General features: G+C 39.8%; 17 protein-coding genes. 7 read left to right on the top strand and 10 right to left on the bottom strand.

The window, feature by feature from the left end; translation table 11 throughout:
• Positions 1-12: 12 nt before the first annotated feature.
• The 9 genes from QMA08_RS00280 to QMA08_RS00240 form a co-directional block, all read right to left on the bottom strand.
• Positions 13-1,293, bottom strand: a complete 1,281-nt coding sequence (locus tag QMA08_RS00280) for a glycosyl hydrolase family 8 (protein WP_290173307.1) — start codon at positions 1,291-1,293, stop codon at positions 13-15.
• A 219-nt stretch (positions 1,294-1,512) separates the two neighbouring features.
• Positions 1,513-2,334 carry a ThuA domain-containing protein gene (locus QMA08_RS00275; protein ID WP_182672185.1) on the bottom strand — a complete coding sequence of 274 codons (822 nt, stop codon included), beginning with the start codon at positions 2,332-2,334 and terminating at the stop codon, positions 1,513-1,515.
• Between the two features lie 7 nt (positions 2,335-2,341).
• Positions 2,342-3,085, bottom strand: a complete 744-nt coding sequence (locus tag QMA08_RS00270) for a DUF6445 family protein (protein WP_290173306.1) — start codon at positions 3,083-3,085, stop codon at positions 2,342-2,344.
• A 5-nt stretch (positions 3,086-3,090) separates the two neighbouring features.
• Positions 3,091-4,575 (bottom strand): tryptophan halogenase family protein, encoded by a 1,485-nt coding sequence (locus QMA08_RS00265; RefSeq protein WP_290173305.1) that lies wholly within the window; start codon positions 4,573-4,575, stop codon positions 3,091-3,093.
• Positions 4,576-4,597: 22 nt separating this feature from the next.
• Positions 4,598-5,608, bottom strand: coding sequence for a cupin-like domain-containing protein (locus tag QMA08_RS00260; protein WP_290173304.1), 1,011 nt, complete (start codon positions 5,606-5,608; stop codon positions 4,598-4,600).
• 10 nt (positions 5,609-5,618) lie between these two features.
• A complete protein-coding gene (locus QMA08_RS00255; RefSeq protein ID WP_290173303.1) occupies positions 5,619-6,362 on the bottom strand; it encodes a SapC family protein in 744 nt (247 codons plus the stop codon).
• A 177-nt stretch (positions 6,363-6,539) separates the two neighbouring features.
• A complete protein-coding gene (locus tag QMA08_RS00250; RefSeq protein WP_290173302.1) occupies positions 6,540-9,569 on the bottom strand; it encodes a TonB-dependent receptor in 3,030 nt (1,009 codons plus the stop codon).
• Between the two features lie 387 nt (positions 9,570-9,956).
• Positions 9,957-11,024 carry a glycoside hydrolase family 43 protein gene (locus tag QMA08_RS00245; RefSeq protein ID WP_007585184.1) on the bottom strand — a complete coding sequence of 356 codons (1,068 nt, stop codon included), beginning with the start codon at positions 11,022-11,024 and terminating at the stop codon, positions 9,957-9,959.
• A gap of 62 nt (positions 11,025-11,086) precedes the next feature.
• Positions 11,087-12,442 (bottom strand): MFS transporter, encoded by a 1,356-nt coding sequence (locus QMA08_RS00240; RefSeq protein WP_165721810.1) that lies wholly within the window; start codon positions 12,440-12,442, stop codon positions 11,087-11,089.
• Positions 12,443-12,806: 364 nt separating this feature from the next.
• Between QMA08_RS00240 and QMA08_RS00235 the strand changes: the two genes are divergently transcribed.
• The 3 genes from QMA08_RS00235 to QMA08_RS00225 all read left to right on the top strand — a co-directional run bounded on the left by QMA08_RS00235 (position 12,807) and on the right by QMA08_RS00225 (position 16,158).
• Positions 12,807-13,535 (top strand): NUDIX domain-containing protein, encoded by a 729-nt coding sequence (locus QMA08_RS00235; RefSeq protein ID WP_101162754.1) that lies wholly within the window; start codon positions 12,807-12,809, stop codon positions 13,533-13,535.
• A gap of 270 nt (positions 13,536-13,805) precedes the next feature.
• On the top strand, positions 13,806-15,296 hold the full coding sequence (locus QMA08_RS00230; protein WP_138489202.1) for a SulP family inorganic anion transporter: 1,491 nt from the start codon (positions 13,806-13,808) through the stop codon (positions 15,294-15,296).
• 10 nt (positions 15,297-15,306) lie between these two features.
• Positions 15,307-16,158, top strand: coding sequence for a universal stress protein (locus QMA08_RS00225; protein ID WP_290173301.1), 852 nt, complete (start codon positions 15,307-15,309; stop codon positions 16,156-16,158).
• A 58-nt stretch (positions 16,159-16,216) separates the two neighbouring features.
• On the opposite strand, the gene QMA08_RS00220 is transcribed toward QMA08_RS00225, so the two are convergent.
• Complete coding sequence (locus QMA08_RS00220) at positions 16,217-16,435, bottom strand: hypothetical protein (protein WP_290173300.1); 219 nt, start codon at positions 16,433-16,435, stop codon at positions 16,217-16,219.
• Between the two features lie 394 nt (positions 16,436-16,829).
• On the opposite strand from QMA08_RS00220, the gene nirB reads away from it, so the two are divergent.
• The 4 genes from nirB (at position 16,830) to QMA08_RS00200 (ending at position 22,153) form a co-directional block, all read left to right on the top strand.
• Positions 16,830-19,403, top strand: coding sequence for a nitrite reductase large subunit NirB (gene nirB, locus QMA08_RS00215; RefSeq protein WP_290173299.1), 2,574 nt, complete (start codon positions 16,830-16,832; stop codon positions 19,401-19,403).
• On the top strand, positions 19,390-19,743 hold the full coding sequence (gene nirD, locus QMA08_RS00210; RefSeq protein WP_290173298.1) for a nitrite reductase small subunit NirD: 354 nt from the start codon (positions 19,390-19,392) through the stop codon (positions 19,741-19,743). The genes nirB and nirD overlap by 14 nt, the downstream gene beginning before the upstream one ends.
• A 9-nt stretch (positions 19,744-19,752) precedes the next feature.
• Entirely contained in the window at positions 19,753-20,616 is an 864-nt protein-coding gene (gene cobA, locus QMA08_RS00205) for a uroporphyrinogen-III C-methyltransferase (protein WP_290173297.1), read from the top strand.
• 274 nt (positions 20,617-20,890) lie between these two features.
• Entirely contained in the window at positions 20,891-22,153 is a 1,263-nt protein-coding gene (locus QMA08_RS00200; protein ID WP_182737628.1) for a nitrate- and nitrite sensing domain-containing protein, read from the top strand.
• Positions 22,154-22,421 lie beyond the last annotated feature (268 nt).

Below are 22,421 nucleotides of genomic sequence, written 5' to 3'. Positions count from 1 at the left end.
GGTAGTGTTATTTTAATTAAACGTGTTGTTATAAAACTTAAAATTGCCCGATACATGCAGCATAGCTAACATATATAACGAACCATTATAGTAACGGTAATCACCCGTTGGTTGCGATAAAGACCAAAATTCGTTAAAAAACTCATTTGCTTGCCCAGCGTTTGTTGAAGCAAGTAACGCTACTGCATTCGCGGCTTTTTGACCTTCGCCTGCACAGCCTTTGTTTTGCGCTCCACCGTATGAATACACTTGCTCGTAACAGTTTTTACTGTTGTTTGTTTTTGCATAACTTAAAAAGCCCAGTGCTTTATTTACTGCGCTTTTATGCCATGCTTGAGCACCCATTAAATGCGCGTCTAAACCCACATTCATAATTACGCGCCATGCATCAAATTCATACCATTGACCTGGGTTTGCTTGGTCGTTAAAAATGTAGCCAATAACAGGGCTGCCATCTAAGCGCGATAAAAATGTAGGTAAGTTCCAATGCGGGCTACCACTTACTTTTGTAAAATGGTTTTTAAGTAAGGTTCTACTTTTTGTGGCTACTTGTCGCCAGTAAGTTTTGTCTGCTTGGTTAGTTACGTTATTTGCAAAGTAGTCATAAAACGCAGGTATGTGATAAGAAGGGTCTGTTAGGTTATCAATGTAAGGTGAAAAGCGGATTATTTGGTTTTCCATCAGCTTATTTTTAATTGTGTTTAACATGGTAATGGCATCGTTGTAGTAGTTAAACTCACCAGAATTCCCCCAACGAGCAGAGGCATTAAGTAGTGCAAACGCAAAGTACTCTTCACCATCGGGAGCGGGGCCCTCATCCACTTTATAAACAAAGCCGTTTTGATTAAGCTTTAGTTTCCACGCGTAAACGCCTTGTTTTTTAGCATCAGGGTGATTGTCTGGATTTTTTTGATACGCTTTTGCAAAGCGCCATAGGTTATCAAATTCTTCTTGTTTATTAAGCATGACAGCGGCGGTCATTCCCCACGACTGCCCTTCTGTCCTTATATCGTCGCCTTCGTCTGGGTTAATTGCTTTTATGTAGTGTGCTTTATAAACACCGTTTTCGGTGTACGGGTAGTAAAGTTGTTGTGTGTTGTTATAGCCAAACATATTGTCAAAAGTACTATTCACTTTTTGCTGTATATTTGTTTTACCCATTTCTTGTGCGAGGTTACGGTATGTCCCTGAACTGTCGGCGCCTACACTCGATGGGTTATTATTAAATGCAGCAAGTGATTGATAGCTTATTAGCGTTAACAATAAAGTTGTTATTTTAAAAAATACTTTCATGTTTATCCTCTTTATTTGAATTATATCAGCGTGCAAATTAAATATAGTCTTTTTGACCATTTGATCAAGAGGTTCTCAAAACTATTTGTTTATTTTATAAACTAAATGAAATGTGTGAGGTGTTTAAGAAGTGTTTAAAATATAAAAGGCCGCTTAAAAAAGCAGCCTAAATCGACACAAATAGTGTTAAAAGCGTATTTATTGGTTATTTATTAATTGCTACTTTTTTAACCCTTTACCCGTTGCAGCCCAATAAATTCCGCCATAAATATGCTCGGTTAAAAACTCACTTTTATACACCGCATTAGTATGTCCAAGGGCTGTATAAAATGATCGACCACCATCGTAATTGTGATACCACGAAATAGGATGAAACGCCCCCATACCTGAGCCTGTTTTGTTATTACCCCAATCGGCAGTTGGATTGTAACTTTGCTCATCAACTGTGAGTAAGTAGTTTAACTTAGTTAGCTCAGGCCCAAATTCGTACCACTCGTCTGTCCAAAGCATTTCCTGCGGCATATGGTTTAAGCCAATAAAGCGAGTATTAGGTACTTTACTTAGTACGCCAGTTTGAATAACAGGATGAATGTTAAAGGTGCGCCCCACCAGCTTTTGATACCACGCCCAGTCGTATTCGGTATCTGATGCGCTATGAATACCAACAAAGCCTTTACCTGCTTTTACAAATCGCTCAAGCGCGGCTTGCTCTTTTGGGTTTAAAATATCGCCTGTGGTTGATAAAAACACTACTACATCAACATTTTTTAAGTAATCGTCGTTAAAATAATGGCTTTCTTCGTGCCAAATTAAGTTGAAAAAGTGCTTATCGGCTAAGCCTTCTAGCGCTTTAACGCCTTCGGTTTGCGACTTATGGTGCCACCCTGCGGTTTTTGTAAATAGCAGCACATTAAATTGCTTTTTAGGGAGGGTATCAAACCCTGTAGCATTACTTTTTTGCACTGTTGCCATACTCAGTGCCAATACAACAAAGCTTAATAGCCAACCTTTATATGCGAATCTAGATAAAGAAAAAGACATAGTATTCCTATTTAAAATGAACAAACATATTAGCCGTTAGCCGCCCTGTTCGTGGACACGGTGAAATATCGGTAGGCGTATTAAGTAAACTGGTGTGCAGCAAATACCCAGGAAACACAATAAGCCTATTTGGCTTATAGTCTATGTGCTTGTAGCACTCAAACTCACTGTGCTGCGTGGTGCAATAACTAGGCTTTGTATTATCTAATTCAAGGTATTGCTGAGCATGTGTTACATACGTGTTTTTGCGCTTTGTGCTGATTGTTTCAAACCCTGTTTTTTTATGCCTAAAAAATCCAGTGCCGCCATGCTCGCCTTCGCCAAGGTAATGAATAATGGCAATTAAGTTAGGATCGTTGGTATCAAAGTGTGGCAAGGTTTGTATTGGTGATAGCTGCTGCTCCGTTTTAGTAATTAACGATAAGGTATTATCTTTTGGGTATGGGGTAAGTGTTTGCCCAATATTAAATACGTTATAAAACCCCTGTATAAGCGGCTTTAGGTAATCAACCACACATTGCTTTGGCAGCGGCATGCGTAAACCTGGGTATTGAGTGAGTTCGTCGGGTTTAAACTCTCCCTGATTTTGCGCATGATTTTCATCACTTAGGGCAGCACTTTCATCAGCACTTTGCGCTAAGTTTATAAGTTTTTGCGGCTCACTCAGGTAGTTGTCAATTATAATAATTGGCGTTTGCTCTTGCCCTATAAACTCATACTGCGGCTGTAAATTATTGCCAAGTGTTAGCATAGTGCTTACTTAGCCTTGCAATAATGATTAATGAAATCAATGTGACTCGGTAAGCTATTTGCTTTTTTAGCCACATGATTTTTTATTGATTCTAAAAATCGCTTTAACTCATCATCGCTCATGCTATCAACAATTGGGTGATAATTTTGCGGCACTAGCCCTTGCCCTAACATCACTTGTAACCACGAGGCTTCACCAAATAGCTCTTGCTCTGCTTTATAAACATGCCCACTTTGCTTAAATAGCTCAATGCGTTTGGCAAGCGACTCTGGAATTGGCATGTTTTTACAGTAACGCCAAAAGTCGCTGTCGGTGCGCTGTGTTACATGGTAATGCAGCACAATAAAGTCGCGAATGTTTTCGGCTTCAAAGCGCATTTTGTTATTAAAGTCATCTTGATAGCACGACTCGATTGCTTTGGTTGGCATGTTTTGCATTAATCTTATAATGCTTTGCTGAATTAAATGAATACTGGTTGATTCAAGCGGCTCAATAAAACCACTTGCTAAGCCAATAGCTACACAGTTTTTGTTCCAATGTTTACGCCGTGTACCGGTGCGGTATTTAATAACGCGCGGCTCATTAATCGGTTTGCCTTCTACGTTATTGAGTAGCGCTGTTTTGGCCTCATCATCGCTCATGTATTTACTACAAAACACTAAGCCATTACCACGACGGCTTTGCAGCGGTATTTGCCACTGCCAACCACATTTATGTGCCATTGCACGCGTATATGGCACTATTGGGCTTACTAATTCGGTTTGTACTGCCACTGCGCTGTCGCACGGGAGCCAATGGCTCCAATCTTCGTATCCGGTGTGTAGCGCTTGCTCTATTAATAAACCTTTAAAGCCGGTGCAATCTATAAATAAATCGCCCTCAATAATTTGCCCGTCACCTAAAGTAAGCGATTTTATAAAGCCATTAGTGGGCTCTAAGTTAACTTTGCTTATCATACCTTCTATACGTTTAGCGCCGTTTTGCTGTGCAAAATTTCGTAAAAATTTAGCGTACAAACCGGCATCTAACTGATAAGCATGGTTACGATCTTGATTCGGTACTACAGCAAATTTACCCAAGCGACTTGCTACGTGCTCTGTGCAATAATCGCCAATATCAGCTGCTACACCTTGTTGCATCCCTTTTAGCCAAAAGTGCTGAAAACCTGCAGCCCAGCAGCCTTGCCCCACATAACCAAATGAGTGAAAGTAGCTTTGCTGGTTTTGTTTCCAGCCCTCAAACGATATGCCTAATTTAAACGTGGCATTAGTGGCTGCCATAAATTCTGATTCGCTAATTTTTAGTAAATCATGAAATATATGCAGCGTAGGAATAGTTGACTCCCCGACCCCTACAGTAGGTATTAAATCGGATTCAACCAAGCATATTTCAATATTTTTACCTAGCAGCTTTGCCATTGCTGCGCTGCACATCCAACCAGCGGTGCCGCCACCTGCTATTACGATTTTTTTAATTGCATTTTGATTCATAATTCAAACCTTACTAGTACGCTTAGCGTCTTAATTTATTTTGTAATTGGGCTCTTAATTTACGCGCTGTAAGCTCATCCATTGGCTTTGTTAAAATAGCCTGTGCGGGCTCTGGTATATGTGTAAATTTGTTGTCGTTAAATACATAGTAATTAAACAAACGTTGCCATGCGGCGCGCTCATGCTTTGGTAAATTACGTATATTTAAAATAGCAAGGTGAAGTGCATTAGTAGGTTGTCCATACACCGCAGGGGTATTTTTAAACCAATAATTAAACAGTATATTTAGACTGCCAAGCCCCTGTACTTGGTGCCACCACATGCTGGGTAAAATAAGCGCATCGCCCGCTTCCAAATCAACAGTTATTGCTGCTTTTATAGCTTGTTTAAATTTAGGGTATTTTGTGAAATTAGGCGCTGTAGTAGTGGTTAAACTTATTGGCTGGCCACCGGGTGCTTTATCAAGCGGGCCTATATATAAATTATCTATTTGATCGGGGGCAAATAAAGTAAAACGCCTTTTACCTGCAACGCAACATGCTAAATTTTGCGCTACGTCGTAATGTGCTGGTACGGTAACCTTTCCGCCTGCCCATACATTAAATAAACAGCCTTCGTTTAATGCGTTAACGAGGCAGTGTTTAACCAAACCAGGTAAGCACTGTGCAATACTAGTAGAGCCAATGTATAAGGTGTCTGCTTGTGGGTTATTAGCAGTTTGCGTTATTTGCTCAAGCGTATTGATAAATTCCGCTTGCTGATTAGTAAAATTAAAACCGCTCATATCGGGGTTATACCCTACAACCCCGCTTTGACTGGCGGGTATTGTGCAAGTATTAACTAAAAAACCTTCGTAAAACGGCGCTAAATAATCAATCGCTGCACTGTCTGACTTTTTAGCAGCAATAACGAGGGGCCAATCGCTCACAAACCCTTTTAGTACAATAGGCACAGGTGAGTTTAAAAGCTCCTTGGGTAACGTGCTGGGAGTTAAGCCACTTAGCGTTTGAATATTATTTGATAAATTTCCCATTGTTAAGCACTTATACCGCGTGCTTTTGTAGCTTAAGTTGCTCGTTTTTAAGCGCCACTAAATCACGCACATGTACTTGCGATGCAATGATCATGTATATACACGCTAAATACCCTTGTGAATGCAGCTCTGCAATTGCATCGCTACTTAGCTGGTTAAGTGAGTCTTCGTTGATGGTATAAAAACCAAGTAAGTTATGTTTAAGCCCGTTTACTAAATCAAGCTCTAGCGATACTGATTCAAGCAAACCATGTTTAATCAAAGTTTTAATAAATGGCTGATTTTCTTGTAAACCATGATGCAAGTTGTCGAGCACATTTATTATGTTTTCGAGGTAATCGCTATTCCCGCCGTGTTCTAAAAATAAGTTAATACCCTGCTTTGTTGACACTTTTGGCGAGTCTAAATCAATGCTAAGCATGCGCTCTTGCGTTGCCACACCGTTTTGCATTGTATTTTGAGTCGCGATAGCAAAAGGCAGTCGCTGCATACTTAGTGGAATATAGTGTGCTTGCCATTGCTGGTTTACTAAAAATAAGTTTTCGTCTTTATTTATGCCGTACAAACACACCGGCGAAAATGTATTTGTTGTATCGTCTTTGGTAAAAAATATTGGGTAATGTGCTTGAGCGACTCTAAATTCGCTCACAAATGTTTCGCTATACCAAACCCCATCACCTAGGTGTGTGCTGCGTGCAGGGTTTATTTTTAAATGCTGATGTTCAACATTATTTAATAATGCATGATTGGCCATGGATTGTGTGCTCCAATTGTTGTTGTATGCCTTTACCTATTGCTACATATTAAATGTAACTAATAAGTTAAATTCATATTGACTATAACAGCTGGATATTATTATTACTAGGTTAATTTAGGCAAATAAAAAAGCCGCAAAATGCGGCTTTTATAAGGTTGCTACAAGAGTAATTTATTAAAAATTATAACGAACACCTAAACCGTAACGAGAGCCTGTTTGAGTGATGTTATAAATCAGCTCTTGCTTACGCCCGTACGATGTTACGTACTCGTCAGTAATGTTTATACCTTCAATAAATACGGTAAGTCCCTCTACTGCGGGTACTTCGTAACTTACGTTAAAGTCTATTTGGTAATACTCATCAGTGTAAATTGGTGCGGTTAAATCGCCGTTTACACGACGCTCATTTAAAAAGGAGTCGCGCCAGTTATACGCAATACGTGCTTGTAAGCCTTCTTTATCGTAAAAGAACACTACGTTTGCAGTATCACTTAACCCTACAAGTGCTTCTGTATCCTCTAATGAGTCGTTGTCGTATTCAAGACCCGAGTCAACCATGGTGTAGTTAAAAATACCGCCAAAGCCTGACTCACCAAATAAGTGCTGAATATTAAATTCAAAACCATCAATGGTGTATTCTTGGTCGCCATTTACAGGCACGTTTATTCTAAAGTTAATTGGATCATCTGAGTCTGGGTCACCAACAATTGTGCCGCCGTCTAACTCGCCATCGTCATCAAATTTAGGTTGTACATTTGGATCATCAGCAAAGTTTTCAAATATATAGGTTCTGATATCTTCGTTAGATGCATTAGCGCCAAGTGCCGCTGTAGCAGCCCTAAATTTTTCACCATTTAATGGATCAGCTAAGTTAAATATATTTGAGTCGATAGTACCTGTAGTGATCCAATTTGTTACGTCTTTTTTAAAGTAACCAAACGAAATATAGCTACCTTCGCCGTAATACCATTCACTAGATAAGTCGTAGTTAATTGATTCAAGCGGTTTAAGTCCTGGGTTACCAGAGCCACCCGAATAACCACTTAAGCTACCACCGGTATTAATCGTTGTACCGCCTTGTAGTTGGCCATAACCCGCTCTTGAAATAGTTTTGCTCGCTGCTGCGCGAATCATTACATCTTCAACAACTTCAATATTAAAGTTAATATTTGGCAGGAACTGGCTGTAATCTGCAGATTGGCTTAGCGTTTCAATACCGGTAACACCGGTTACTGATGTAGCTGTATCTTCGTTCCACTCTACACGGCTGTAACCGGGTGCGGTTGCTTTAGAAAATACGTCTGTTTTTTCGTAGCGTAAGCCAATTTGCAGGTCGAAGAACATGCCACTCAATTCGCCTTTATAATTTACTTGTGCAAAAGCAGACTGCGTTTTTTCTTCAGTAAAGCGGTTTGTTGCTGCATCCCAGTCGGTTGAGGCACAAAATTGTCCTTCGCCGTTTGGTCCTGCCGCTGCGCCGTCGGCTGCTTTACAATCACCGTAAAGGTTATCTACGTTAGCAACAGGATCTGCATACTCTGCTGCATTTACAATCGCATCAAAGTCGGCAAAAAAGATTGTATTAAATAAATCATATTCGCCTTGTGTTGCAGTGCCTTCAAAGTTGCCCGCTTTAGCTTGAAACTTATCTAAAATAGTATCTTGGCGCCAATCAATATCAGCAAAGTCACCTTCAACACCAACTCCACCCCAATCTGGGCGCTGTACTTGCGTATGACGGTAATGGTTATTTACTTTATTAACCGCAATACCAAAATCAATACTTAGGTTATCGTCAATGTAGTAGTCGCCCGAAATTTGCGTTTGATCGATTTCTGAATCGTATTTATCGTTTGCAAACCAACTACCCGATAAACGCATGGTGCTCGGGTTAAAGTTTTCAATATTACCAATTGCAATACCTGGTAAGTCGCCTGTTAAATCAAGCCCTGAGCGCGAACGTGTGTACGACGGTAACTGAATATTATTACGTGTACCGTGGCGTGGATCAGTTGCTTTCATTGATGCTTTTGAACTGTGGTGATCAAACTCTAGGTTAAGCTGATCAGACACTGCCCATTCTAGATTAAAGCCTAGTGAATCTGTTTTTTCTTCGCGACCCCAAGAACCGACCGTAAGCGACGTATCGCGGTAATCGGCATCACTTTGAATGTCATAAATTTCTGAGTAAATGAGTGGGTACGCGTTAGGCTCGCCCGCCCAAACAGATTCACTTCTGTCGCCAGCGTAGTTAAACCATACTGAAGCATCAGTGTGCTGCTCTTCAACGGTTGTTTTAAAGCCCGTGTAATCAAGGGTTGCTGTAATATTTTCAACAGGTTGATATTGAAATACCAACTGACCATTTACACGTTCACGTTGACGCTCTTCAAACACATAACGTGGTTGTTGCGGGTTTGAGTAAATGCCTGATGTAGGTCTGTTTGCTCCGCCTTCTGCGCCTGCAGGTACACCGCCCCATCCTGTATTTGTGTAATCAGATGCTCTGTAGCCTTGATCTTGAATAAACTGCTGCATACCGCTTTCACGGTCTTGGTAGCTACCTGAAATCGAAATACCAAACTTGTCATCCCCAAATGTTTGCGAATATAAACCGCTTACCTCTGGTGTAATGCTGCCCTCGTCGGTTGATTGATCGTCTACAGCTTTTACGCCAAACGATGCTTTTATACCTGGGCTATTTAAAGGTCTGTTTGTTGTTAAGTTTATAGTTGCACCAATGCCACCTGAGGTAACACTTGCGTCTGATGTTTTATAAACTTGCACGCCCGATACGCTTTCAGATGCAACATTTGCAAAATCAAATGTACGGTCACCTGTTGTATTTGGAAGTTGGCGGCCATTAATAGTAATTAAGTTATTAGCAGGTCCAAATCCACGTACTGTTACGCGGCTACCTTCACCGCCCGCTCTATCTATTGATACGCCGGTAATACGTTGTAGCGATTCAGCAAGATTGGTATCAGGAAATTTCCCCATATCCTCAGCCGAAATAGCATCGACAATACCAGAAGAATCGCGTTTAACATCCATAGAGCGCTGCAATGAACCTCTAATGCCTGTTACTTGTATTATTTCTACATCTTCGTCAACAATGGTTTCTGCAGCGTAGCTTTGGTGAGGAAGCGTAACGGTACCCATTGCAGCGAGTATGGCTGTTGAAATTATCTTTTTCTTAAACATCATGATGCCTTTTTCTTATTTAATTATTATTGACGTACTGCAAGACTTTAAGAATTACTCGAAACATAATTGTAAACTATTTGTTTCATTTTACGGTCAATAAATAATTATTGTGTGTGTATGTTTTAAACGTTTTACAAAGACCACAACCAGTTTTAAACATGTGCTACTCAACTAGAAACCATTAAGTAACAGCATGTTTATGCTAATTCTTTGTGCTAATTTTTTGCTTTAAAATATTTTCATTTTGTCATATGTCCTCAGCTTCCTCTTATTTAGACCATTAACAAAATAAATTAATGGTCATATTGACTATATCTTTTTTGTGCAAATAAAAGCTTAAGCGGTGCTTACGCAGATAATTTGCATTGTTTATAACTATTTTTGTTAAGCGTGTTCATATGGGCTTATTGTTTGAATTTTTCCGTTTGAGTCGTGTTCGAGCTTAGCCATTTTCATACTGCGTAAATGGGTTTGCCCGCCCGACAACGTACTGTCGTGATAAAATAAAAACCAACCATCATTGTGCTTAACAATTGAGTGATGCGTGGTCCAACCAAGTACTGGGTTTAAAATAACGCCCTGATAGGTAAATGGTCCGTATGGATTATCGCCCGTTGCGTATACAATTTTGTGTGTATCGCCCGTTGAGTACGAAAAGTAATAAACACCGTTGTGTTTGTGTACCCAAGGGCCTTCAAAAAAGCGGCGGTTGTTATCGCATACTGTAATTGGCGAGCCGCTTTCATCTAGTACAACAACCTCTTTTACGTCTTCGCTTAGGCTGATCATATCTTCCGATAATTTTGCAACGCGCGCAGGAATTGCAGGTTCACCATTTTTTGGATACGTGCTTTGTTCATTAAATTCGCTGGTTTGCCAATTTTGTAATTGGCCGCCCCACAAGCCACCAAAATATAAATAATGGCTTGAGTCGTCATCTTCAAATACAGCAGGGTCAATACTAAACGTCCCTTGAATGTAATCATCTTCGGCTTTAAATGGACCTGTTGGACTGTCACTTTTTGCAACGCCAATTCTAAAAATACCTTGCTGATCGCGCGCCGGAAAATAAAGGTAATACTGACCAAGTTTATGCGCAGCATCGGGTGCCCACATTTGCTTGCTTGCCCATTTTACGTCGTCTACACAAAGTGCTACGCCATGGTCTATGGCTTTGCCTGAGCTTTCGTCAAGCGAAAACACATGGTAGTCGCGCATTGCAAAGTGGTCGCCGTTATCATTAATTTCATTTTTTGATTCAATGTCGTGCGATGGATAAATATACACTTTGCCGTTAAACACATGCGCAGACGGATCGGCGGTATACATGTGATCAACTAATACATTATGATTTTGTATTAACGAGTTGGCTCGTTGTAAGTCTTTTAACTGTTTAAGTTCAGCGTCACTTAATCCATTAGATGGCGGTGCTGCTTGTGCTGTATTTTGCATTTTTACTCCTAGTATTGCCTGCCCACCTTGCACTTTAAAAAGGTGTAAAATGGGCTGCTAAATTAGTTTATGGTTTTGTTATCAGCCAGCTGCGTTTGAATGCGCTTTACCTCAGGCTCGGTAAGTTTGTAACGTGTTATAAAAATTAAACATGCCACGGTACAAATTACTGGAATGCCAGCAAAGGCGAGTAAAATGCCTGATAACGTGTGTTCTGACTGCTCTTGATTAGGCACGTATGCATAGCCAGATAATATCCACCCTGCAATAGCACCGCCAATTGCAAAGCCTAATTTTATTGCTAATAAATGGCCCGAAAACGTAACAGCGGTTAATCGGCGACCAATTTTTAATGCGCCGTAGTCAACCGTATCTGCCACCATCGAAAACATAATTGGGGTAATTATCATGTGGGCAAAGTTAGCAATAAAGTAGACGATAAAAATGGTGACTATGGCGTCGCGCTCAAGTACGTAAAACATGCTGTGAGAAATAATTACGACCACTAAAGCGACTATAAATAGTGTTTTCTTTTCAATAAATTTGGTTAAAAAGTTGGTAGACACAGCGCCTAGTACTGAGCCAATTGCTGAGAGTGTTAAAAAGTTAGAAGTAAGTGAGGCTTCTCCTACGTAGTACTTAATATAATGCGGTGCTACTGAGGCTCTAACGCCAATTAATATTAAAGTTGCTAGACTTATAACGGCTATTACAACCCATTGATCGTTTTTAAATAAGCTTAAAAACTCAAGAAAGGCATTCTTTTTACTTTGCGCGGGTTTAACTTGTTTGGTTTCTTTGGTCATTTTAAAACACAGTAAAAAACAAGCCGCTGCAAGTCCGCCTAAAAACACCATGGCTAGCGGGTAGCCTACTACATCGTCGCCGTCGCCAAAAAAAGCAACTAGCTTAGGCAGTGCCCATACAATTACAAGCAGTGCAGCCATTGCCATTGCAAATCGGTATGACTGAAGCGATGCTCGCTCTTTAGGGTCGTTTGTCATTACTGCGCCAAGTGCGCCGTACGGTATATTAATGGCGGTATAACACGTCATTAATAGCCCGTAAGTAAAGTAGGCATATATAAGCTTGCCCGTAGAATCAAAATCTGGAGTTATGAATGCTAAGCAAGCAAACACACCGTAAGGCACGGCTAAAAATAATATATATGGGCGGTAAGAGCCCCAACGGCTGCGCGTTCTATCGGCAATGCTGCCCATTATAGGGTCGGTAATACCATCAAATAAACGAACCGCTAATAATAAGGTACCCGCAGCGGCTGCAGATAAACCGTAAACATCGGTATAAAATATCAACATAAAGTTAGCGACCATTTGAAATACAATATTACTGGCTGTATCACCAAGGCCGTACCCTATTTTTTCTTTAATTGTGAGTGTGTGTTTTGTGTTGTTCATGTGTGCTCAATTTTCAATGCAAATCGATATAGTCAAAAATACTATATGCATTTTTAGCGCATGTAAACATTTATGTTACATTTTTAATTTACTGGTAATTTAATTTATACATCACACTAATTAACCATCAAAGCTACTAACATACAAAGGTATTACTCGCTCAATAAAGAACCACTACTTAGCTAAAGAACACTAAGTTTGTAAATTAATTTAATTGGGTACAGCTCAAAGAGCCGTTAATTACATAGATGTGGTTGTTTTAGATAGGATTTATAAACGCTTTTTATTTGCGCTTTAAGCCCCTTTTATATACTCTTAATAGTCTTTATAACAATATCTACGTATAGCTTTGGCTGAGTAATTTATGCACTATAAAACATCAAACATTTCTAACAATATTGACGAAGAATCAATTCCTGATGACTGTATCAGCAATCTAACCGTAGATAATATTGTATTTGCTATTCATGAAGGTAAGTTAAAGGTGTTGCTAGTTAAATATAATCGAGGCCTTGCAACAAGCCAGTGGGGTTTAATTGGTCACTGGGTTCGTAAAGATGAAAACTTAGACCTTGCAGCTTTACGTGTTGTTAAAAGTACGACCGGTGTTGAAAACCTTTATTTAGATCAGTTAGGTGCGTTTGGTAACGTTGACCGCTACCCTGCTAGACGTATTATAACCATTGTTTACTATTCGCTCGTACGCTTTGAAGAAACCAATCTTGTGAGCGGCGACAATGCTTTAGAATGTGAATGGTTTGATGTAAATAACGTCCCCCCTTTAATGTTTGACCACGCCGACATTTTAAAAAGTGGCTTAGATTACTTACGCTATAAAGTAAGGCACGAGCCGATTGGTTTTAGCCTGCTCCCTGAAAAGTTTACCCTACTTGAGCTACAAGGAATTTACGAGTCGATTTTAAATAAATCACTCGATAAACCTAACTTTAGACGTAAGTTCCAAAAAATGAACTTACTAATAAACTGCAAAGAAAAGCAAACAAATGTAGCTCACAGAGCCGCTACTTTGTACCGTTTTGATATAAACGTATACGAAAAATTAAGAGAGTTTGGTTTTACATTTGAGTTTTAATAAGCAAATGCATAATTAAATTAATGTTTGGTCTTTAAGGCCAAATAACATATTGCTAATATATATGTGATGCTTATAATTTGTCCGCATTATTAATATAAACTAATCAAAAGGAGCTTTTTTCTTGAAACTTACGCCGCCCTAGGCAACCACTCCCCTTTTTCATCAGCACGTTACGTGCAACCTTAATCGCCGCCTGCGCGAGAATCACTGTTATTTAAATAAAATACTCCCCTATACTTTGGGAAACTAACTAATTAGGTTTATTACATGTTTGATCACGTAAAAAGAGATTGGCTCTCTAATGTTCGTGGCGATGTGCTTGCTGGTATTGTTGTGGCGCTTGCCCTAATACCTGAAGCGATTGCCTTTTCTATTATTGCCGGTGTTGATCCAAAAGTAGGTTTATACGCCTCATTTTGTATTGCGGTTATTATTGCCTTTGTAGGCGGACGTCCTGGCATGATATCGGCGGCCACCGGTGCAATGGCACTGTTAATGGTGACGCTAGTTAAAGACCATGGTTTGGAATACTTACTGGTTGCTACCTTACTTACCGGTGTACTACAAATATTTGCAGGCTTTTTAAAGCTCGGTGAATTAATGCGCTTTGTATCGCGCTCTGTTGTAACAGGGTTTGTAAACGCGCTGGCGATTTTAATATTTATGGCGCAGTTACCTGAGCTGACTAATGTTACTTGGCATGTTTATGCGATGACCGCAGCGGGCTTAGGTATTATTTACTTATTCCCATATATTCCAACTATTGGCAAAATACTTCCCTCTCCTTTAGTGTGTATTGTTGTTATTACACTGGTTTCAATATTTTTGGGTCTTGATATAAGAACCGTTGGCGACATGGGCGAACTGCCAGACACTCTACCTATATTCTTATGGCCCGATGTACCGCTAACACTCGAAACACTGCAAATTGTTTTACCGTATTCAATTGGTCTTGCTGTTGTGGGCTTACTTGAATCAATGATGACCGCCACTATTGTTGATGACTTAACCGATACAACAAGCGATCGTAATAAAGAATGTAAAGGCCAAGGTATTGCTAATATTGGCGCAGGTTTATTTGGTGGTATGGCGGGTTGCGCTATGATTGGACAGTCAATCATCAATGTTAAATCGGGTGGTCGCGGCAGGCTTTCTACCTTTATTGCAGGCTCATTTTTAATCATTATGGTGGTGTTTTTAGATGAGTGGCTGCAGTTAATTCCTATGGCAGCCCTAGTCGCGGTAATGATTATGGTATCGATTGGTACGTTTTCGTGGACATCTGTTAAGGATTTAAAAAAGAACCCGCTTTCATCAAACGTAGTGATGATTTCCACCGTTATTGTGGTTGTTGCCACGCATAACCTAGCCATTGGCGTTTTAGTTGGTGTGTTGTTAGCTACGTTGTTTTTTGCCAATAAAATTGGTCGCTTTATGGTGGTTAAAACCAAGCATGATGAAAGCAACGATAAAATAACCTATGAAGTCGTTGGCCAAGTGTTTTTTGCCTCAGCTGAGCAATTTATTGCATCGTTCGATTTTAAAAATGCGGTTTCTAACGTGGTCATTGATTTAACCCATGCACATTTTTGGGATATAACTGGTGTATCGTCACTCGACAAGGTGGTTATTAAATTTAGGCGTGAAGGCGCAACGGTTAATATTATTGGTATGAATAGCGCAACCGAAACTGTAATTGATAAATTTGGTGTGCATAACAACCCTGAAGAAGTCGAAAAACTACTTGGCGGACATTAAGGAGAATGCAATGACTAAAATAATTACCTATGTAGATGGCTCAGCCATTACTAAAAATGTAACCGACGCTGCTATTTGGGCTTCAAAAAAGCTAAATAAACCAATTAGCTTTGTGCATACAATTGAAAAAACGCAGCGAACAAATGTTGGTGACTACTCTGGTAGCATTGGGCTTGGTGCACAGTCAACATTACTTGATGAAATGACTAAGCTTGACGAACAACGCTGCAAAGTAAGTTTAAAAATGGCTGACGAATTATTAAATTCAGTAAGTGAGCATGCTAAATCGGCAGGTGTTACTAATTTTGAACTAATTAAGCGCCACGGTGATTTGCTCGATACCGTTATAGACTTAAAAGACGACACACGTCTTATTGTTATTGGCCAAAATGGTGCTGGACATAGTAATAGCTTTGCGGTGCTGGGCTCTCATATAGAAACCTTAGTGCGTAATGCAACACAACCTATTTTGCTTATTCCAAAAACATTTAAACAACCTAAATCATTTATGATTGCGTATGACGGCCGCGAAACAGCCGACAAAGCGCTACAACAAGTGATTGATGGCGGCTTATTACATGGTTTGCATTGTCATTTAGTGAGTATTAAAAATAACGAAAAAGACCTTGAAGAAAAATTTGTTAACGCACAGCACAAGCTTATCAGTATGGACTTTGAAGTGTCGGCAAGCTTTTTAGAGGGCAATATTTTTGACTCGTTAATGCAATATAAAGAGCAAAATAATGTAGAGCTAATTGTAATGGGTGCGTTTGGGCACTCTAAATTAAGGCAGTTTTTTGTGGGCAGTAACACCATTAAAATGCTCGAATACAGCGATGTGCCTGTGGTTATTTTAAAATAAGTAGCTATTTTAAATAAGTTTAAACCAGTCTCAAAAACCTAAAATCACTTAACTGATTTTAGGTTTTTGTTTTTGGCCTAGCTTCAAGCTTTTCAAATAAAAACTGAATAAACGACGTAACCTTTTGAGCCACAAACTTTCTATGCTGCTCTGGCATAAATGAGCGCACGGCACGTTTGCCAAATGTTTCCATTATTTCTCGTTTACCGAGTTTGTCTTGTATTGCCAGCTCGCCTTCGTGAAAAGGTGAAGCATCTATTGAGTTTGTATTTATCATTTTGCTCGTAATTCGTGTGCGTATTTCATGGGATAAATTTAACCCAATACACAATGAATGATAATGGGTGTTTTATTGACTGATAATGCACAAAACAATGACAATACTTGCACCCTCTTAGTGCCAGGCGCGCACCAACATATAACAAAATAGGTTTTATCCTCACTCTAAAAACACATTAAATACTATTTAAACAATAACTTAAAAAACTGGCTGTATTTTTGCAAACACTCTATTAACAAGCCCGTTTTACTTACGGCAAAAATTTAGGTTGTGAGCACAATAGCTATTAGCAACCATCGGCAAAGAAGCCCGCACACAGTTATGCATATTGCGTATTTGTGGCGGGCTTTTTTGTTATTTGTATTTAAACCGTCACTTTAAGGAATGCCCTATGCAAACCTCGCAAAAAATACTCATTATTGGTAATGGTATGGTCGGACACCACTTTGTTGAGCAAATGCGCCAAAGCGATGCCAACGCAGACATTACTGTACTTTGCGGAGAAGCAAATCTTGCATACGATCGCGTGTACTTATCAAGTGTATTTGATGGCAAAACCGCCGCCGATTTAGCACTTACCACTCACGACAACTACAAACAGCTTAATATTAATGTGCATACCAGCCAGTGGGTTGAAGGCATTGATAGAACAGCAAAAATAGTGACCACATTAACAGGTGAGCAATACCCGTACGACAAACTTATACTTGCAACAGGTTCATTTCCGTTTGTGCCGCCTATAAAAGGTAACGACCAACCCCATTGTTTGGTGTATCGCACATTAGAAGATTTAGAACAAATAAAAGCCAGTGCCGCTGTAAGTAAAAGCGGTGTTGTTATTGGTGGTGGTTTGTTGGGGCTTGAAGCCGCAAACGCCATTAAGCAACTAGGGCTTGATACCCACGTAGTTGAATTTGCGCCACAACTTATGGCTGTTCAACTTGATGGACAAGGCGGTACGCTACTAAAAAATAAAATAGAAAAACTTGGCGTAACGGTACACACATCAAAAGCAACCAGCGAAATAGTAAAAGGCGAAACCAGTCGCTTTAGATTAAATTTTTCGGATGAGTCATTTTTAGAAACAGACCTAATTTTGTTCTCTGCCGGTATTCGCCCGTATGATCAGCTAGGTAAAATTGCTGATTTAGAACTCGGTGAACGCGGCGGTATTATCATTAATAATCAATGCCAAACGTCAGATCCTGATATTTTAGCCATTGGTGAATGTGCCCTGTGGGACAAAAAACTATTTGGCTTAGTTGCACCGGGTTACAACATGGCGCGCGTTGCAGCGAGCCAATTAAGTGGTGGCGAGCTTGAGTTTTTAGGTGCCGACATGAGCACAAAACTTAAGTTATTAGGTGTAGAAGTAGGCTCAATTGGCGACGCTCATGCAAAAACGCCAGACTGTAAAGAACTTATATATCAAGATGCTATTCGCGGCTGTTATAAAAAAATCATACTAAGTGAGAAAGGCGATAAATTACTGGGCGCTGTACTAGTTGGCGATACCAGAGATTACGATACTTTATTACAGTACATGCTTAACGACATGGACTTACCAGAAAACCCTGAGTGTTTAATTTTACCAGACAGCGGCGGCGCGCCGTCGTTATCGGGCAGTGCCCTACCCGACACCGCCACTATTTGTTCGTGTCACAATGTGAGTAAAGGCGACATTGTAGGTGCAATTGATGGCGGCTCATGCGATTTAGACTCGGTAAAATCATGCACTAAAGCAGCAAGCGGCTGTGGTGGTTGTGCGGCATTATTAAAATCTGTTGTTGATAACGAATTAGCAAGCCGTGGTGTTGAAGTAAACAACCATGTATGTGAGCACTTTGCGTATTCACGCCAAGAACTACTGCACATGGTAAAAGTAGAAAGCATTAAAAGCTTTGATGACTTACTAACTAAACATGGCAGCGGTCATGGCTGTGAAATATGTAAACCTGCCATTGGCTCTATTTTAGCCTCAACATGGAACGACTTTATTTTAGAGCCTGCCCATGTTGGCTTACAAGACACTAACGATACGTACCTAGCAAATATGCAAAAAGATGGTTCGTACTCTGTAGTACCGCGTATTGCTGGTGGCGAAATAACCCCCGACAAACTCATTGTAATTGGACAAGTAGCAAAAGACTTTAACCTATACTGTAAAGTCACTGGTGGTCAACGTATTGATTTATTTGGTGCGCGCTTAGAAGAGCTTCCTGTTATTTGGGAGCGACTTATAGAAGCTGGATTTGAGACCGGTCATGCTTATGGTAAGTCTCTTAGAACCGTTAAATCATGCGTGGGTAGTACGTGGTGTCGTTATGGTGTGCAAGACAGCGTTGGACACGCAATAGAAATAGAAAACCGCTACAAAGGGTTACGTGCACCGCATAAATTTAAAATGGCGGTATCGGGTTGTACCCGCGAATGCGCCGAAGCACAAAGTAAAGATATTGGCATTATAGCTACCGAAAACGGCTGGAACTTATACGTGTGTGGTAATGGCGGTATGCGCCCTCGCCATGCTGATTTATTTGCGACCGATTTAGACACGCCAACACTGATTAAATACATTGACCGCGTGATTATGTTTTACATTAAAACAGCTGACAAATTACAGCGTACGTCGGTATGGATGGAAAACCTTGAAGGCGGTTTAGACTACCTTAAAAGCGTAGTCATTGACGACAGCTTAGGCATTTGCGACGAACTAGAAGCGCAAATGGAATTAATTACGCAAACCTATGCGTGTGAGTGGAAAAAAGCGATTGAAAGCCCAGATGCAGCCAAACGATTCCGCCAGTTTGTTAACAGCCCCGAAACCGATGACAACATTTTATTTGTGCAAGAACGTAACCAAATTCGCCCAGCTACAGAAGCCGAAAAACGTGAGCAACGTAATACACAAAACCGTATTCCAGTAATGGAAGTTGAAGAGGAGCAAGCTGATGTCTTGGCATAATATTGGAACAATCGACAACCTAGTGGCTAATAGCGGCGTATGCGCATTAGTTAATAATCAGCAAGTGGCTATTTATTACATTCCACAAAATCCAACGGCTGTGTTTGCCATTAGCAACTACGACCCGATTGGCAAAGCCAATGTATTATCGCGTGGCATTATTGGCTCAATCGACAATAAATTAGTTGTTGCATCGCCTTTATATAAGCAACACTTTTGCCTAGAAACAGGCGAATGTTTAGAAGCAGAAGCAATACACTTACCGATTTTTAATGCAAAAATTGAAGACGGCAGTGTATTTATAAGCTCTGAACCAAAAGTTACAACAGCTGTGGCTTAGGGGAATGTTATGAGTGTACTGTCTTATTTTTCGGGTATTGAAAACGTGTGGCTAAATAAGCTTGTTACTAAGCTAACAAGCTCAAATAGTCGCAGCCTCAAAAGCGGCAACGTTTATATAATTGGTGCGGGCCCAGGAGACGCTGAGCTAATTACAGTAAAAGCGCAGCGATTAATACAAACAGCCGATGTTGTTTTATACGATTGGTTAGTAAGCGATGATTTATTAAAAACGCTTCCTAAAAAAGCACAGCGAGTATTTGTAGGTAAACGTGCTGGTAAGCATTCGATGACCCAAGCTAACATTAGCGAACTACTGGTTAAATACGCGCAACAAGGCTTAAACGTAGTGCGTTTAAAAGGCGGCGATCCGAGTATATTTGCACGTATTAACGAAGAAGCCGATGCACTTACCAAGCATAATATTAATTTTGCTATTGTGCCGGGTGTCACAACGGCTTGTGCTACTTCTGCTTATACGGGTATTCCGCTCACTGCACGCGATGTAGCCCGTAGTGTTACATTTTTAACGGCGCAGTTTGCCGATCCTAACAAGCAACCTCATTGGCAAAATTACGCGTTTATGCCTGCAAACAACAACCCCACTTTAGTGGTTTATATGGGACTTTCGCGCTTACAAACACTAAGCAACGGTTTGCAATCAGTGGGTTGGCCAAGTAATACACCCATCGCACTAATAGAGAATGCCACTACCACTAAGCAAAAGGTAATTACCAGTACGCTTGAACTAATAGTAAATGAGCATGCTAAACACAACCTTCAAGGCCCTACCCTAATTATGATTGGCCAAGTAATAAATCATAAAATGGCTGTTAGTCCTGAGTTACTAAACAGTATAAATGTTAACGCATGACGTAAAATGAATAATGCACTTTTCGCGCTTACTACCTCCCCAGGAGTAGGCGCTTTTTTTGTTTTTAATTTGGGTTCAAGTTGTGTGCAATAACATACTTAAATGCACCAAATAAGTTAAAAGTAATGGTAAGTTAAATTATAGAAACAAAGTGAAAAACAAAAATAACACTTTAAGCAATTGTATTAGCTTGATTTTAAATTCAATGATGAAATTTATTAATGATTGGAACAGTGGTTGCACTTTAAAAACAAAAAAGTGTGGAATAATACCAATGGCGACAAGCAATCCTCTCACAAAACAGTTTTTATTAGCGGCTAAGTATCAAGAAATACACGCGCTAAAGCAATTACAAAACAGTTGTGCCTCGCTTACTAAATTAGGCGATTTTGTACATCAGTTACAAAAAGAACGTGCAATGAGTAATATATTTTTGGCCTCAAATCGCGAGCGATTTAAAACCCAATTACAAGAACAAATCCCTTTAAGCAGCAGCGCACAAACTGCATTTTATGATTCTCTTAAACAAACATTTATAAACGACAACGCCGATACTGGTCATACTCGGTTATTTAATTTAATTACCTATAGCCTGCAAACACTTGACGCATTGCCCGAATTACGCAATCAAATAGCACAACAAAACATTAGTGCAGTGCATGCTACGCAGTCGTTCACTCAGTTAATTGCTAGTTTACTCAATATTATTTTAGAGGCAGCAGATGGCGCAAGCGATCCTAAAATAACGCGTTTATTAGTTGCATTTTTTAACTTTATGCAAGGTAAAGAGTATGCAGGACAAGAGCGTGCCTGTGGTGCACAAGCATTTGCCGCGAGTAAATTTACCACTGAGCAAAAACAACAACTCGCGCATTTTGTACAAGAGCAAAACCACAGTTTTGACTTTTTTAATGAGTACGCCGATGCGCACCTTTTAAAATGCTTCGCCTCGTTAACAACACATCAGGTTAATAATCAGGTAGAGCAACTTAGAAGTTTGCTGCAAAAACTCGATGACGAGAATGCTCAACCGCTCTCGCAACTAAGCGAAGTATGGTATGAAGTAACCACTACGCGCATAGATATAATGCACAAAATTGAACAAAACATAGCAGATCAATTAATTGATACCGCAGCAATGCAAATAGCCTGTGCTCAACGTAGTTTAAATACAAATAAGCAAGTACTTAACAATATGGCAGAGCAGCACATAGCCCCGACTTTTGGGCAATTAGCCATTAAGCAACCAGAGCCAGAAGTAAGCCAAAATATAGCGGCCGATAAGCTCAATAGTAATAAAAGTATGTACGATTTAATTATCGAGCAAAGCCAGCATATTAAACAAATAAACCAAGCGTTACTTGACGCTAAAAAAGTTATTAGTGAGCAAAAGGTTATTCACCAAGCCAAGTACATACTTATTGAGCAGTTAAAGCTCACCGAAGAGCAAGCCCATAAACAGCTACAAAAACAAGCAATGGATACGCATAAAACCTTATTTAGCGTAGCGCAAAAAATTGTACAACTGAGCGATTAAATATGCTGTTTTTACTTGGGCATGTTGCTCTTTAGTAAGAACACTACCCTAAATAATAGTTATTTATTAAGTTACAAATTTCACACCCAGATTGAGTTTTGCCTTATTTTAAAATTGATTCATAACCTGCTGACTACAATAAGGTAAAACTCTAATTTGACGTCTATTTATAATGCAAATTATTCAACGTATTCAAAATAATCAACTACAATAAGTTAATCATTTGTTGCATCTCATTTTAATGAGGCATATTTAATACTGTTGTAGG

The sequence above is a fragment of the Pseudoalteromonas sp. APC 3355 genome (assembly GCF_030407615.1).
In the GTDB taxonomy this organism is placed as follows: Bacteria; Pseudomonadota; Gammaproteobacteria; order Enterobacterales; family Alteromonadaceae; genus Pseudoalteromonas; species Pseudoalteromonas distincta.
Note: the sequence above shows the minus strand (reverse complement) of the source record. Positions and strands in the feature narration are given on the sequence as shown.